21 protein-coding genes and 2 pseudogenes are annotated in these 14,281 nt (G+C 57.7%); 20 read left to right on the top strand and 3 right to left on the bottom strand.

The annotated features are described in order from the left end of the window. Positions 1-328 precede the first annotated feature (328 nt). Both AB7M29_RS22190 and AB7M29_RS22185 read right to left on the bottom strand, forming a co-directional pair. Positions 329-530, bottom strand: a pseudogene (locus tag AB7M29_RS22190) (hypothetical protein). Between the two features lie 2 nt (positions 531-532). Continuing rightward, positions 533-1,186: a LexA family protein gene (locus AB7M29_RS22185; RefSeq protein WP_454247978.1), complete on the bottom strand. Its 654-nt coding sequence runs from the start codon at positions 1,184-1,186 to the stop codon at positions 533-535. 109 nt (positions 1,187-1,295) lie between these two features. On the opposite strand from AB7M29_RS22185, the gene AB7M29_RS22180 reads away from it, so the two are divergent. From AB7M29_RS22180 to AB7M29_RS22105, 16 genes and pseudogenes are all read left to right on the top strand, one after another. Then, complete coding sequence (locus AB7M29_RS22180) at positions 1,296-1,475, top strand: Cro/CI family transcriptional regulator (protein WP_183678732.1); 180 nt, start codon at positions 1,296-1,298, stop codon at positions 1,473-1,475. Positions 1,476-1,528: 53 nt separating this feature from the next. After that, entirely contained in the window at positions 1,529-2,146 is a 618-nt protein-coding gene (locus AB7M29_RS22175) for a hypothetical protein (protein ID WP_454247977.1), read from the top strand. Positions 2,147-2,210: 64 nt separating this feature from the next. Then, positions 2,211-3,071: a BRO-N domain-containing protein gene (locus tag AB7M29_RS22170; RefSeq protein ID WP_454247976.1), complete on the top strand. Its 861-nt coding sequence runs from the start codon at positions 2,211-2,213 to the stop codon at positions 3,069-3,071. A 1-nt stretch (position 3,072) separates the two neighbouring features. After that, a pseudogene (locus tag AB7M29_RS22165) lies at positions 3,073-3,370 on the top strand (phage replication protein); the annotation flags it as partial. A 2-nt stretch (positions 3,371-3,372) separates the two neighbouring features. Continuing rightward, the gene (locus tag AB7M29_RS22160; RefSeq protein WP_454248749.1) at positions 3,373-3,660 is read left to right on the top strand and encodes an HNH endonuclease; all 288 of its coding nucleotides are present in this window, start codon (positions 3,373-3,375) and stop codon (positions 3,658-3,660) included. Further along, the gene (locus tag AB7M29_RS22155; RefSeq protein ID WP_454247975.1) at positions 3,657-4,565 is read left to right on the top strand and encodes a helix-turn-helix domain-containing protein; all 909 of its coding nucleotides are present in this window, start codon (positions 3,657-3,659) and stop codon (positions 4,563-4,565) included. Before AB7M29_RS22160 ends, AB7M29_RS22155 begins: the two co-directional genes overlap by 4 nt. Beyond that, positions 4,552-5,355: a hypothetical protein gene (locus AB7M29_RS22150; protein ID WP_454247974.1), complete on the top strand. Its 804-nt coding sequence runs from the start codon at positions 4,552-4,554 to the stop codon at positions 5,353-5,355. Before AB7M29_RS22155 ends, AB7M29_RS22150 begins: the two co-directional genes overlap by 14 nt. After that, entirely contained in the window at positions 5,348-5,935 is a 588-nt protein-coding gene (locus AB7M29_RS22145) for a DUF1367 family protein (RefSeq protein ID WP_454247973.1), read from the top strand. The genes AB7M29_RS22150 and AB7M29_RS22145 overlap by 8 nt, the downstream gene beginning before the upstream one ends. Beyond that, on the top strand, positions 5,932-6,516 hold the full coding sequence (locus AB7M29_RS22140) for a recombination protein NinG (protein ID WP_454247972.1): 585 nt from the start codon (positions 5,932-5,934) through the stop codon (positions 6,514-6,516). The genes AB7M29_RS22145 and AB7M29_RS22140 overlap by 4 nt, the downstream gene beginning before the upstream one ends. Then, the gene (locus AB7M29_RS22135; protein ID WP_454247971.1) at positions 6,513-7,190 is read left to right on the top strand and encodes a hypothetical protein; all 678 of its coding nucleotides are present in this window, start codon (positions 6,513-6,515) and stop codon (positions 7,188-7,190) included. Before AB7M29_RS22140 ends, AB7M29_RS22135 begins: the two co-directional genes overlap by 4 nt. A gap of 197 nt (positions 7,191-7,387) precedes the next feature. Next, the gene (locus AB7M29_RS22130; RefSeq protein ID WP_454247970.1) at positions 7,388-7,585 is read left to right on the top strand and encodes a hypothetical protein; all 198 of its coding nucleotides are present in this window, start codon (positions 7,388-7,390) and stop codon (positions 7,583-7,585) included. 317 nt (positions 7,586-7,902) lie between these two features. Further along, positions 7,903-8,121 (top strand): hypothetical protein, encoded by a 219-nt coding sequence (locus tag AB7M29_RS22125; RefSeq protein WP_454247969.1) that lies wholly within the window; start codon positions 7,903-7,905, stop codon positions 8,119-8,121. Between the two features lie 116 nt (positions 8,122-8,237). Next, positions 8,238-8,552, top strand: a complete 315-nt coding sequence (locus AB7M29_RS22120; RefSeq protein ID WP_238541247.1) for a phage holin, lambda family — start codon at positions 8,238-8,240, stop codon at positions 8,550-8,552. A 59-nt stretch (positions 8,553-8,611) separates the two neighbouring features. After that, a complete protein-coding gene (locus tag AB7M29_RS22115) occupies positions 8,612-8,842 on the top strand; it encodes an Acb2/Tad1 domain-containing protein (protein WP_007941832.1) in 231 nt (76 codons plus the stop codon). A 184-nt stretch (positions 8,843-9,026) separates the two neighbouring features. Next, positions 9,027-9,215 (top strand): hypothetical protein, encoded by a 189-nt coding sequence (locus tag AB7M29_RS22110; protein WP_454247968.1) that lies wholly within the window; start codon positions 9,027-9,029, stop codon positions 9,213-9,215. Continuing rightward, positions 9,212-9,466, top strand: a complete 255-nt coding sequence (locus tag AB7M29_RS22105; RefSeq protein ID WP_454247967.1) for a hypothetical protein — start codon at positions 9,212-9,214, stop codon at positions 9,464-9,466. Before AB7M29_RS22110 ends, AB7M29_RS22105 begins: the two co-directional genes overlap by 4 nt. Before the next feature lie 31 nt (positions 9,467-9,497). On the opposite strand, the gene AB7M29_RS22100 is transcribed toward AB7M29_RS22105, so the two are convergent. After that, positions 9,498-9,701 carry a hypothetical protein gene (locus AB7M29_RS22100; RefSeq protein ID WP_454247966.1) on the bottom strand — a complete coding sequence of 68 codons (204 nt, stop codon included), beginning with the start codon at positions 9,699-9,701 and terminating at the stop codon, positions 9,498-9,500. 75 nt (positions 9,702-9,776) lie between these two features. On the opposite strand from AB7M29_RS22100, the gene AB7M29_RS22095 reads away from it, so the two are divergent. The 4 genes from AB7M29_RS22095 to AB7M29_RS22080 are packed head-to-tail and all read left to right on the top strand — an operon-like array spanning position 9,777 to position 14,280. Next, positions 9,777-10,298 (top strand): hypothetical protein, encoded by a 522-nt coding sequence (locus AB7M29_RS22095; protein WP_454247965.1) that lies wholly within the window; start codon positions 9,777-9,779, stop codon positions 10,296-10,298. Between the two features lies 1 nt (position 10,299). Further along, the gene (locus tag AB7M29_RS22090) at positions 10,300-11,790 is read left to right on the top strand and encodes a terminase (RefSeq protein WP_454247964.1); all 1,491 of its coding nucleotides are present in this window, start codon (positions 10,300-10,302) and stop codon (positions 11,788-11,790) included. Beyond that, positions 11,790-13,250 (top strand): DUF4055 domain-containing protein, encoded by a 1,461-nt coding sequence (locus tag AB7M29_RS22085; protein ID WP_454247963.1) that lies wholly within the window; start codon positions 11,790-11,792, stop codon positions 13,248-13,250. The genes AB7M29_RS22090 and AB7M29_RS22085 overlap by 1 nt, the downstream gene beginning before the upstream one ends. Next, on the top strand, positions 13,168-14,280 hold the full coding sequence (locus AB7M29_RS22080) for a minor capsid protein (protein ID WP_454247962.1): 1,113 nt from the start codon (positions 13,168-13,170) through the stop codon (positions 14,278-14,280). Before AB7M29_RS22085 ends, AB7M29_RS22080 begins: the two co-directional genes overlap by 83 nt. Position 14,281 lies beyond the last annotated feature (1 nt).

The following is a 14,281-nucleotide window of genomic DNA, read 5'->3' as shown; positions in this document are numbered from 1 at the left end:
TACCGCAGCCTCAAGCAGCTTATTCGCCTGGTTCGAAACAGCCGTCGCCAAGACATCATTTCCAGCGTCCTTCAACATTATTGCCAGATCGAGGAGTTTTCCTACCTCGATCTCAACGACGCGAACGGATTCGGTAATCTGGTATTGAAGCGAGTGCGCCATGCCATCAACCCTCGGTCCAGATCGGCTAGGAATTCCCATGTGTCAGGTGGTCCGCTGTACCTCTAATGGTTCTCCGGAGAACAGTTAACCGGGATAACCTTAGGTCTTGGTGCGCCTACAAACCCCTGTCGCGCCAGACGCCGTTTCAATGAGTCCATGGCGGTCTTTAATGAAGAACCTTGCGGCTTTCGCCAATCCTGATCCGATCCAGCGCTCGGTTTAGAGCATCCAAGGCAATCAAGGAGGGCTTTCGCCTCGGTCTCTCGACCGTCTCCCCAAAGGCGCTCAGCCATTTTGTTTAGGGCTTGGATCGATCTCTCGATATCTGCAGCACTTGCTGCAGTGTCGGCTGGCCGCTTCTTTGGCATTGTCAGAACTTCTGCAACGCTCGCACAACGACACCCACGATCCGGCAATGCTCGTCAAACGGTTCAATCGGGTACCCAGGGTTCAGCGGCTTTAAGAACAGTCTCCCGCCATCATTGACGAGCTTCTTGAACGTGGCCTCGTTGCTAGCTGGTAACTTGGCGATCACAAGCTTGCCTGGGGCAGCCTCGGCTTCTGTGTCCACCAGGATCAATGTCCCTTCAGTAATGCTTTGCCCGACGGGCGAAGTCATCGAGTCTCCTTTGACCTCAAGCCAGAAAGCAGCGCCCTTCGAGTCGTATTCGGAAAACTCATAGCGATCCGAGAAGCCGGCCGGGTAGGGCTCCACGGCTTCGGCCCAGGCGCCGGCGGCTACCCAGCTGATTACTGGGTAGCGGTAGGACTCGATAGGCTGGCGGGCTTCTCCGACGTTTGAGTCGGCTTTCTCTACCTCGCTACCCTGGCCGATGGCCAGCCACTCGGCACGAAATCCGGTGGCCTTTGCAAGCGCATACAGGTTCTCCGGTCTGAGGCTTTTGCTCTCGCCGGTAATCCACTGGGTTACAGCAGAGTTTGCAACGCCGCAAAGCGAAGCAATTTCACCCTTCTTTTTCCCACTGAGCGCGATGGCCCGGGCAATACGTTCATGTCTTTCCATGGACTCAATATTAAGTTAACTGAATTTAAGCATGCAGTAGCCGGAAAACGTTATTGACGCAATTACTTAAGCATGCTGAAATTATGGGAAGCTCGAACGAGGATGCGCAATGAATACGCATGAAGTCGCCGAATTCTTCGGCAGCAAGACAAAACTGGCAGCGGCGCTGGGCATCCGTCCGAGCGCCGTGACCATGTGGGGGGAGTCCATTCCAGAGTCCCGCCAATACCAGATTCAGGTTCTTTCCAAGGGCAAGTTCAAGGCGACCAAAAAGGAACAGGCTGCTTAGCGACATCCTTATCCGCCAATCCATTGAAGCCAGATTAGAAGAGAGCAGTCCCTATGGAAACGTCCAGTGCAAGACACAGCGTGCAAACCCGTGACCAGGTGCTTGTCGCGCATGCGGCAAACCAGATAGCTCGCACAAGCCTGAGTCAGGACGATTTCGCCCAGGCGCTGAGCCGTCAGATCTACCTGACTGTCCCGGTCACGAAAATCAATGACGCCAAGGTCCCCGACTTCGACGAGCTGGCGCGCCTGAACGACGTGGGCGAGTTCATGAAGGCGACTGGCCGCTGGCTGAAGCGTGTTCAGCGCTGGTTGTCCGGCGACCAGGAAATGCCGTCGTGGCTGGAAGAGTCGTGGGTGAACGCTCTGGAGCCTGAGTTCCGTGATCACTGCATCAACGAACTGGCCGGCCGCCACGGACTGATCGGCGCCCGCCAGATGACAAGCGATCAATGCGCGAACAAGAGCTTCGGCGCGTTGATTCGCGCCCTGGGTGATGTGATCGATACCGGCAGCGAAGTGTTCGACGACCAGGTGATGTGCGAGGAGGACTTGCCGCACCTCCCGGCGTTTGCCAAGCAGTGCCGCCAAGTTGAAGCGCGGGCAGGGGAGTTGGGTCGGAAGGCTGAAGCGCTGCTCGCCAAGCACCGACTGAATTTGAAAATTGCCTGAATCCCGGGCACAAAAAAGCCGACGGAGAAGGTCGGCTGATTCGCAAAACTAGAGAGGGCCGATTATGCAGAGCCAACCCAATTCAAGCAATACCCCGAACCATGTGGCGACACGTTTTCAGAATTTGCAAAACGTGTCGCGTACTAAACCCGCGACCCCTTTCAGCTTTCACGGCCTTCTGGTTCGCGTCATCGACGATGGCACCGGCGAGCCTTGGTTTATCGCCAAGGACGTAGCTGACGCGCTTGGTTACGCCAATACCTCAAAGGCGATCAACGCCCATTGCAAAGCCGTGAATATCTGCCATACCGAAATGGGAGGGCAGGTCCGTGCCGTGCAAATCATCCCTGAGCGCGACCTTTACCGGCTGGTGATGAAGTCGAAGCTTCCGGCCGCCGAACAGTTTGAAGAATGGGTGGTGGGGCAGGTGCTGCCGAGCATCCGCAAGACTGGAGCCTTCAGCACGCAGCCGACCAACAACTCGAAGCTGATCGGCGAGCTGGCCATCCTTGAGTGCTTTGACCGCCTGCTGAAGCCGGCGCCGTCGAGCAAGATGTTGATGCTGGCCAAGATCGCCGCAAACAACGGTCTGGAGTCGAGCTTTCTGCCCGGCTATGCCATCGACGCCGCACCAGATGCCAACGGCGGCAGCGCCATGCCCACCAAGGCCGTTACCGCCCTGATCAAAGACCACAGCATCGCCAGCACCGCAGCAGCCTTCAACCATGCGCTGGCCGCAAAGGGTTTCCTCAAGCAGCTCCAGCGCAAGAACTCCAAGCAGGTGATGGTCGACTTCTGGTCGGTGACTGATCAGGGCCTTCGTTTTGGCAAGAATTTGACTAATCCTCAATCCCCTCGCGAGACCCAACCTCATTGGTACGTGGACCGCTTCCTCGAACTGGCCAAATTGGTCGGGAAGGCCTGAAATGCAATACACCGTCACGATCAATCAGGCGAAGGCGTTGGAGTGGGGGCTGAATTCTCAGCAAACCCTGCTGTTCGCTTTTGTCTATGAGTGCCCGAGCTGGGCCAATCCAATCAAGACGGATACCGGGATCTACTTCGCGTTGAGTAAGGCCAAGATCGTTGACGAACTGCCGTTGCTCACTGATAAGCCCGACACCGCTTACTGCCTGCTGAAAGCTTTGCGAGACGGGGGATTGATTGAGCTATGCGCCGAAGGTTTTCGACTCACTGAAAAGGGTCGTGAGTGGAACTCGAATCGCATGGGGCACATCAGTGCTTATCAACCGCCAGTGCAACCCCCTCGCCGCAGGACTAAGAAGAAGCCGATCCCTTCAGGTTTACGCGCCCGGGTATTTGCCCGCGATGGTCACGTCTGCCTGCGCTGCGGCTGCTCGGTGCTGATGCGTTTGAGGGCCGACCACGTTATTCCTGAGAGCAAGGGCGGAGGGGCATCTTTGGATAATCTTCAAACCCTTTGCATGTCCTGCAATAGCTGGAAAGGCGTTCGGGCCATAGATTTCCGTGGTCTCGCCGGAGGTGCAGCATGAGCATGGGCCTTATGGTCGCCGCGATGAAGCTTCGTGTAGGCAATCCGCTGCGCAAGTTGGTTTTGATCAAGCTGGCGGACAATGCGAGTGATATTGGGGAATGCTGGCCGTCCTATCAACACATCGCCGACCAGTGCGAGATAAGCAAGCGCTCTGTCATGAACCACATTGCTGCTTTGTGCGAGTCAGGACTTCTCCGCAAGGAAATTCGGAAGGGTGGGCCAAAGGGCAACTCCTCCAACGTTTACTTTTTGACTCTTGATGGTGGTGCACCTCCTGCACCAGGGGTAGTGCAGCAGATTCACCAGGGTAGTGCAGCAGGTTCATCCCCTAGTGAATCTCCTGCACTAGGGGGTAGTGCAGCAGCTGCACCCAGAACCAGTCACTCTCCTGAATCAGTCATGGAACCGGTCATTGAACCAATTACGCCGCTGGCTTCCGCCAAGGTCGTGACGGGTCAGGTCGTGCCATTCGCTCCCCAGCAGCCGCGCTGTGAAATCCCCGCCGACATGCCAGGGCCGAAAGACCAGACCTGCAAAACCTTCAAAGCCTGGGCCAACTACGCCATGGCCTACCGGAAGCGTTACGGCACCTGGCCAGTGTGGAATGCAACCGTGGGCGGCCAGCTTGGCAAGCTCATTGATCGGCTCGGCGCCGATGTTGCCCACCACGTCGCCGCTTACTTCCTGACCATCGACGACTCACGGCTCATCAACGGCTGCCACGGAATTGGCGACCTGTTGGCGAAGGCTGAGGCGTACCACACCCAATGGGCTACCAACCGCCGCATGAACTCGACCACTGCCCAGCAGATCGAACGCAAGCAGGCGAACCTCACCGCCGGCATGGAAGCGGCCCAGCGGATCATGCAGCGAGCCGGAGGGCAGCCCAATGAATTCCTTTGAGCGCATGGCCCCGGATCAAATTGCCCGCCTTTCCCTGGCGATCACCGCCACAGCGGAAGTTCTGGGGCAGACGATCACTTCCGAAGCTGCCGAGATGATGGCTGACGACTTGGCCGACTATCCGGTCGAGGCTGTTTCCTGTGCGCTGAAGGCGTGCCGCCGGGAGCTGACCGGCAAGCTGACCCTGGCGGCGGTATTGCAGCGGGTACAGGCCGCCGATGGCCGCCCGGGCAAAGATGAGGCGTGGTCTATCGCGCTGACCGCAGGCGACGAATCCGAAACAGTCGTGATGACCGCCGAGATACGTCAGGCGATGGTCGCTGCGCAACCGATCTTGAGTCGCCGGGATGTAGTCGGTGCCCGTATGGCTTTTAACAGTGCCTACGAGCGTCTGGTATCTGCAGCCCGGGCTGAAGCCAAACCGACCACTTGGAGCGTTTCCCTCGGGCTCGATCCGGCACGCCGAGTCACAGCGATCGAATCAGCGGTCCGTATGCAACTGATCACCCAGCAGGCGGGTACCCAGTACCTGGCTGATCTACGCATTGCGCCCATCACAACCGATGGTCAAGCCATCGCTGGACTGATCACCGGCTCTACCGCGGAGCCGTCTCCGCATCTGCGTGAGAAGTTCGCTGAAGTGCGCCAGATCGTCGACGCGGCGAAGGCCCGGCAGAAGCGCGAGCAGCTCAAGAAGGCCCAGGCAGATCGGGTCGATACATATCTGCGCAAGCGCAAGTTCCGTGCGGCCATCGCTGCCGTGCAACGCAAGGAGGCATCCCATGGCTGAGCTCGCATTGATCCGCACCGCCCAGGGTTTGGTGCCGGCCACCGAAGCTGACCGTGAAACTGTCCAGAAGTGGAAGGCAGGCCAGATCATTCACGGCAGGTTCACTCGCATGCGCAACGGTAAGTTCCATGGCAAGTTCTTCTCGATGCTCGATCTGGCGTGGGAATACTGGGAGCCGGTCGGCGGACTGATTCCGCGCCAGGAGATGCGTGGCATTCAAGGGCTGGCCAAGTTCTTCGAAGCGCAGAGCGGAAAGCCGGGGCAACTGTCGCACGCGGTTACCGCTTACATCACCGGTCTTGAGCTGGCTCGTGCTGAGCGTTTCCCGGCTGTGGACAAGAGTCGCGAAGCCTTCCGTGAGTGGGTGACGATAGAGGCCGGCCATTTCCATCTGGTGCACACACCTGAAGGGATCCGCAAAGAGGCCAAGTCGATCAGTTGGGCAAACATGGATGACACCGCTTTCGAGCCACTTTACCGCGACGTCTTCAACGCCTGCTGGCGATTGGTGCTGTCTGCACACTTTGAGAATGAAGCTGACGCGCTGTCCGCCGCCGATCAGTTGGGGAGTTATGCATGAGAGTCGCCCTCAAGGAGGTAAAGGCGAAGAAGTGCAAGAACCCGGCCTGCGGCATGAGTTTCAAGCCGTCATTCTCCACCGCGCAAAAGGTTTGCAGTTGGGCCTGCGGCCTTGCGATCAAGGACGTGAACCAAGAGAAGGCCCGCAAGTCACTGGCCCAGATCGAACGCAAAGAAATCAGGGCCCGCAAAGAGAAACTCAAGAGCCGGGCCGATTACATGCGGGAAACACAGGTTGTGTTCAACGAGTGGATTCGCCTGCGCGACGCCGTACTGCCGTGCGTGAGCTGCGGCCGTCACCACGAAGGCCAATACCATGCGGGTCATTACCGCACTGTGGGAGCGAACCCTGAGCTTCGCTTCGAGCCGATGAATGTCCACAAGCAATGCGCGCCGTGCAATAACCACAAATCCGGCGACATCGTGAACTACCGAATTGAGCTGGTGAAGCGCATCGGCGCCGACAAGGTGGATTGGCTGGAGGGGCCGCACGATCCGAAGCGCTACACGATCGAAGAACTGAAAACCATCAAGGCCGCGTATCGGGCGAAGACCAGAGAACTGAAGAGGGAAGCAGCATGAAGCTGATCAACGCAAGACAGGTATGGACTGAGTCGCAGCACGAATCGAATGCATCGATCAGTGCCGTGGCCATCGACAAGGCAGAATCGGCGCCGGTGAAGACCGGCAACCGGATGCGCCGGCACGAGGCTGTGTTTGCCGCCCTGGGCGAGGACAAGGAGGAGCGCATCCAGATCGTTCGGCAGAAGATCAGCATCAGCGAGACACGCCGCACGCCGATTGGTCGGTCCACCGCCCGCGCCGCGCACCTGGCCACTATCGGTAAGGTCTTGCGCGCCATCGACACGCTGCCGTTCCAGGTGCAGCAGTTCGGGCATTACCTCTACCACCCAGCAATGACCATGCGCCACGTCATGAACGCGGTGCTGCTGATCACCGCCCATGCCAAGTTGCCAGACCTCACTTCGGCAAAGCGCGTGAAGGCGCAGTACTTGGTGACCTTGGCGCTGCAATCGTACAAGGGGGAGGTCGTCGGAGCGGCAGAGTGGGGGCCGGCCCGGGTCGCCGCCGAGATGAAGACCTTCTTCGGCGTCACGATCGATCCGAAAAACTGGACGCGCGACTGGCTCGACCTATGGGAATCCCTGAAAGAGGTCATAAAGGAAGTGGATATTCAGGCACAACAACCGGTATGGCAGGTCATTCACGCGGAAAAAGATGAAGAGGCGGCATAATCATATTGACATGACGACGTTTTGTGCGTACTTTTCCCATAGTGCACAAGTAACGCGAAACGCACACGAAACCCTGAACCCGGCCATCGAGCCGGGTTTTCATTGCCCACCATTCGTCCAGTGCCCGGCACTCACAATGTACTGCCGCCTCTCACTGTTAAGCACGGATATCCCGCGCCTCTGAACGGAGAGCCAACATGGACATTGACGAGAACGCACCAGGGAACAAGTCCCAGCAGGAAGTAACGCGCACGACGGACAACGAAACCGGCCATGACCCTAAGCGGAATGAACCTGAGGTTCCGCTGCCTCCGGACGACGAAGCGCCTGTCGATGAAGAAATGGTCGATGTGGATGCCAACAATTCGGTGTCGAGCGAGCATCCTAAGCCCTGATGATTACTTCTAGTTAATGAGCCCGGCCACCATGCCGGGCTTTTTCGTTTTCGGCTCAGCCACACCCATTGCTCCGAGCTGGGAGTGCTGCTGTAGCCGATTTGATTCGCAGCAAATTCACCGCAGCCAGGGCGGCCTCACGGAGGGCCTGGACGTCGATAGCCGGACAGTGCGAAGTACGGAATCAACACCGGCCGCCTGTCAGAATGCACCGATGAATCGCTGATCCGTTCGTCTACTCGATAGCACTGCCATCAGCACCAAATCCTCCCATGTGTACGGCCCAGAATTACTGGACCTCAAACACTGAGGTGCGTATGGCTAACGAAACTGAATACGAAAACGGACAAGGCGGCTCAGTGCCCTCTAAGCCGATGCCTGATTCAAACGATCCAACGGTGAAACCAAGCGACCCTGCTGAGACAGATCCAATGAGGAATCCCGGGGTCCCGGATCGTGATAGACCTGAAGATTGGAAAGACCCTAACGAAACTGAAAAGCCTGATGAAGATGACTCGTCACGTTCAAACAATTAAGTGCTTCATTGCCCGCCGACGGGAGCCACATGCTCTCATCTCCACCAAGCCTCAGCATCTGCTGGGGCTTTTTCGTTTATAGCTCCCTGATCGGGGAGGAACCTGAGATGCCACACATGCCAGAAAAAGACCCGTCGTTCTGGGTGTTGGTCCTGACCGCCCTGAGAGAGAACGGCTTAGCCATGGGGCTGACCTTCGCCCTGACATGGCTCCGCATTCAGTACGACGGTAAAGAGACGAAGCCTTTGCGTCAATTGATCGAGGCGGCGCTGGGTGCGCTGATTGTCATGGTGGTAGGCCTGACGGTGAAAGAGTTCGGCTTCAGCATTGCCTGGTCATTCGCAACAGCTGGCTTCATTGGCGTGCTCGGTGTTGAACAGGCCCGTCAGCTTGGCAAGCGCTGGGCTGAAAGAAAGGCTGACGAAATCTAGTGCGCGACACGTTTCGCGAATACTCAAATCGTGTCGCGACATGCGACGAGGAAAGCACCATGGACAACCAGCACAAGAAGATCACCGGTTACCGTGACCTGAGTCAGTCCGAGATTGACGGTATGAATTCCATCAAGGCGCTTGAAGCTGACGCGGGTGAGTTGTTCAAGCAGATTAGTCAGATTGAAGGCGTTGATCCTCGTCTGTTGGCTTTGGCCAAAACGAACCTGCAGCAAGGCTTCATGTGGTTCGTGCGCTCGATCGCCAAACCTGCTGATCCATTCAGCTGATGAGTAACGTCACCCGACTGCATCACTGCCGATGAGCCCGGACATCAACAAGGCCGTAGCTGATCTAGATAGCGCTATCGCCAAGGCAGTAGGCGCTGCCAAGAATGCCGGCCTGCCTCAGGGGTTGGTCGTTTCTCTCTTGCACGGGCACGCCCAGGTGCAGACCAACATCATGGTGAGCTGAATGGCCGCAGAGATTCACGACCTGGCCGACCACAGACCTCACTTGACGATCGCTGTTGATGACGGTGTCCATGTGATGCCTGTTGCGTTGGTGCGCGAAGTGATAGCTGGCGACAAGCCTTCAAGCATCCTTACCGAGCCAGTGGTGCGCCGAATCATTGAAGAATGGATAGAGCGAGTGACCGCATGAGCATAAAGGTCGTTGAGTTCAAACGAGAGGGCTGGCGAGACGCCGTCCGCACGCTGCGCAAGATCGCCGATGACCTGGAGTCGGGTGAGCGAGAAGCCTGCTCGACCGGTGTGATTGGCCTGCGCTCAGAGAGCGGTCGCATCGATGTGTTCGGATTTGGCCCGATGGCCGATGACATGCAGTCGCTTGCTCTGTTCCGCCTGGGCGAGCAGAAGCTGATCGAAATCATTTTGGAAGACGCGGAAGGGTAGGTGTGCCGCAGTTTAGTGCGGCACGAGTGAATCACTTAACTTTCAGTGCATCTTGGATCTTGTCCGCGTATGCGGAGAGGCTGTCGAACTCTGAGGCCAAGTTGATACCGGGAGCTCCGCTGGCGGCAAGAGCTGCAATTATTTCAGCGGCTGCTGCCACAGCATTAAGGCGAAAAATCTCTTCGTAAGTAGTTTTTTGGCTTGCCAATAGAACTAGCTTTCCAACTTCAGACATGTTGCTTTCCTTGCGTTGAGTTGATTTCTATCAATACCGGCAACCCGCCACTATTTCAAGTCTCAGAGATATCCCATGACAACCATGCAACCCGACTGGGAGGCAATCGAACGCGCCTACCGGGCTGGATTGCTTTCAGTCCGCGCCATAGGTGAGTCGCACGGCGTAAACCACGCGACCATCCTAAAGCGGGCCAAGAAAGAAGACTGGAAGCGCGACCTCACTGATCAGGTTCGTGCAGCAACCAAACAGAAAGTAACCACGGCGGTAACCAGCAAAGGTAACCAGTCGAAAGTGGTTACCGATGCCGAGATTATCGATGAGGCATCTGATCAAGCCGCGGCTGTAATCCTCGCTCACCGGACAGGATTGGCTCAGTGGCGGGGGATAGCTGACAAGCTCAGCCTCGTCCTTTCTGACATGGAAGTGACCGAAGATAACGCCGGTGACTTTGCTCGCTCCCTAAATGCTGGTGTTGACGCACAGCTCAAGGTGATCAAGGGCGAGCGCCAGGCCTACAACCTCGACACGGAGACAGGCGACAAGACAGTCAGCGACCTGGCCGCAATGATGGACGAATTATCGAAGGAAGCCTGACATGAAGCCCGAGCACTTAAAGCTGCTCCGGGACAAGCGATGGCGCCTGAACAATCTCTACTTCATCACGGACAAGCAGGGCAAGAAAGTCCGCTTCCGGATGACGGACGAGCAGATCGAGTACTTCGATGGGATGCATACGCGGAACATCATCCTTAAGGCTCGGCAGCTCGGCTTCACCACTGAGTGCTGCATCATCCAGTTGGACGCGGCGCTGTTCGAGTCAGCCAAGTGCGCGCTGATCGCTCACACGCTGAACGACGCGAAGCGTCTGTTTCGGGAAAAGGTGAAGTATGCCTACGACAACCTCCCGGCTGAGATTCGCGCCGCCAATCCGGCGAGCAACGATGCAGCTGGTGAGCTGGTGTTCAGCAAGGGCGGCTCGCTTTACGTTTCCACGTCATTCCGAGGCGGCACGCTGCGTTACCTGCACGTTTCCGAATTCGGGAAGATCTGCGCCAAGTTCCCCCACAAGGCCCGTGAGATTGTTACTGGCGCCTTTGAGGCGGTGGCCACCGACTGCTTCGTCACGATTGAATCGACAGCGGAAGGTCGGGCAGGTTACTTCTTCGACTATTCGCAGAGCGCGGAACGGCAGCAAATGGCTGGTGTGCCCTTGGGCCTGCTGGACTGGAAGTTCTTCTTTTTCAGCTGGTGGAAGAACAAGGCCTATTGGCTTGACCCGACTGATGTGGTCATCCCGCAGCGCCTGACCGACTACTTCAATGAGCTGCTCGCCAAGCACGAGATCGTCACGAACGACGGTCAGCGCGCCTGGTACGCGGCCAAGGAAAAGACGCTCGGCGACGACATGAAGCGGGAATACCCTTCGATCCCTGTCGAAGCCTTCCAGCAGTCGGTTGAGGGCGCTTATTACGCTAAGCAGTTTACTAAGCTTTACGCGGCTCAGCGTATCGGCGTGCTGCCCGACAACAGCCATCTTCCAGTGCATACCATCTGGGATATCGGCGTCGGCGACTCCACGGCGATCTGGTTTGTCCGGATCGTTGGCGAGGAATACCACGTCATCGATTTCTACGAGAACAGCGGTGAAGGCCTTCGGCACTACATGAAGGTGCTCAAGGATCGCAAATACACGTATGGCGATCACTGGGGGCCGCACGACATCGACAACCGAGAGTTCGGCAGTGACGGCAAGACTCGCCGCGAGCTGGCTCGGGAGGGCTACGAGATCGACGGACAGAAATACAGCCTCAAGTTCAGCGTGGTCCCGAAGCTCGGTATTGATGAAGGTATCGAGCAGGTTCGAGAAATTCTTCCGGCTTGCGCCTTTGATGAGTCCAAGTGCGAACTGGGCATTTCTTGCCTGGAGAATTACCGCAAAGAGTGGGACGACAAACGCGGCTGCTGGAAAGATAAACCCTTACACGACTGGTCATCACACGGCGCGGATGCATTCCGCTACTTCGCAGTGTCGATGGGCAGGCGTAAACGCACAGGCGGTGTCCGCCGTATTGGAGGATTGGCCTGATGCCAGTGCAATCGACAAACCCCGACTTCGCCGCGCACATCGCCGAATGGGAAATGATGGACGATGCGCTCGAAGGCGAGGGTGCCATCAAACGCAACGATCGGAACCTGCCCAAGCCCAGCGGCATGGTGGAGGCTGAAAAGCTTGATGCCACCGGAAACAAGTACCTGTACCTGAACTACACCAACCGGGCGCAGTACGAGCACTGGGTACGCGACTCGCTTCGGTCGATGATGGGTCTGGTTTCCCGGCTCATTCCCGAGATCGAGTTGCCGACAGGCCTGAAAGGCTTGGAAGAGAACGCCACGTCCGACGGCTTCGGCCTGAAGCAGTTGTTCTTCCGCATGGTGCGGCAAGCCATTTCTCATGGCCGGGTGCCGCTGGTGGTGAACATCGACGAGACCGGCGAGCCGTATTTCTCGACGTACGCTACTCGCAATGCGATCAACTGGAAAGTTGGTAGTCAAGGCGGCCGGCAGGACTTGGTGCTCGCTGTGTTCATCGAGTTCCGCGACAACAAGGAGGACGAGTTCGACCACGACTGCAAGATGGTTTATCGCGTCTTCAAGATGATCGACAACGTGTGCCACAGCGAAGTGCTGGGCGACAATGGGGAGGTCATCGAGGAACTGAAACCGCTGGGTACGACTGGCACCGATAACCGCCTGGTGCGCGGCTTGGAATTCCTGCCGGTGATCTACTGCGGCTCGACGGACAACTCGCCAGACGTGGACGAAGTGCCTCTGCTGACGATGGCCAGGGCCGCCCGAAAGTCATACCAGCTCAGCGCTGACTATTTCACTGCACTGCACCAAACCAGCCATCCACAACCATGGGTTGCCGGACTGGACGAGGCGGTAGAGCTCAGCGTCACTGGCCCGTCAGCTGCTTGGGATCTCGGCCCGAAAGGCTCCTGCGGTTACCTGGAGTTCCAAGGCGCGGGCATCGAAGCAGTCCGTAAAGCAATGGATGAACAGCGTAACGCCGCTGTTGAGGCTGGGGCCAAGGTAATGGACGTGGGCGGCACTGAGTCAGGGGAAGCGCGCAAGACGCGCCAGAACGATCAGCACGCAACGCTGCACAGCATTGTCGTCACGGTCGCTGAGGCGGTCGAGCAGGGGCTTCGGTACGCCGCGGAGTGGAAGGGCTACGACCCGAAGCAGGTTACGTTCAAGGTCAACCCTGAATTTGTGATTCCGCAGGTCGATGCCCAGGTTCTGGCCGAGCTTCAGAAGAGCGTCATGGCAGGCACTATCAGCGCCGACACCTACTGGCAGTACCTCACGACCGGGAAGCTGCCGGAACGCCTTTACGACGAAGAAGCCGAACTGATCAGCGACGAGCGCGAATCGGCCGGCCTCAACCTGGACAAAGAAGATGCCAACAGCAAACCAGGAACAGGCAGACAGCCAACTGCTGGAGCAGACGACACGCCACTCGGTGATGATCGAGCGGCTTAAGGCTGGCGAGGTCAAGAAGTTCGAGAAGTACCTACGCCAGATCGACACCCTGGTACGGGAGCAACTGACCCGCAAAGAGCTGACTACCTACAGCCGCGACCGCCTTGAGCAATTCCTGGGCCGGGTCGACGGCAAGTTGCTGGAAATCTTCAGAGCATTCGGCAATGTGCTGCAGGTCGACTTGGTGGACATTGCTCTATATGAGTCCACCTTCGAGGCCAACAGCCTTAGCCATGCGATTTCGATCGACGCTGTGGTGCCAGCCAACGCTGTGATTCGCGCCGCGGTGCTCTCGTATCCGCTTCAGGTCAAGGGGCTTGATGGTGGCAAGCTGCTTAAGAGCTTCCTGAGCGGCTGGACCCGCACTGAAACAATGCGGGTGACAAACACTATCCGGCTGGGCTTCGGCCAGGGACAAACGAACGCCCAGATTATTCAGGCGGTTCGCGGTACCGCAGCACAGAACTTCACCGACGGTATTCTCGCGGTGAGCAACCGTAATGCAGTCTCAGTTGTGCAGACGGCGATTCAGCATGTGGCCACGACGGCGCGGATGGAAACCCTGAAGGCGAATAGCGATGTTGTGCTGGGCTACCGATGGGTGTCGACGCTGGACCGCAAGACCTCGCAGCAGTGCAAGGGGTTAGACGGCATGCGCTTCGACCTGGGCAAGGGGCCGCTGCCGCCAGCGCACATCAATTGCCGTTCAACGACGGTGCCGACCACTAGGCTTTCTGAGTTGTTCGCCAAAGACGCCACACGCGCATCGATTGGCGACAACGGAGCCGGGCAGGTCGATGCGAGTCTGAACTATTACGAGTGGCTGGCAACGCAGCCGGAGCGCTTCCAGGACCACGCTCTCGGTCCGATGCGCGGCAAGCTGTTCCGCGACGGCGGCCTGACGCCGGAGAAGTTCGCCATGCTGCAGCTCGACAAGAAGTTCAAGCCGCTGACCCTAGCCGAACTGAAGGAAATCGAGCCTGACATGTTCATCCGAGCAGGCGTTACACTTGGGGCTCAACCAGGTTGAG

The sequence above is a fragment of the Pseudomonas sp. F-14 TE3623 genome, from assembly GCF_053629015.1.
Note: the sequence above shows the minus strand (reverse complement) of the source record. Positions and strands in the feature narration are given on the sequence as shown.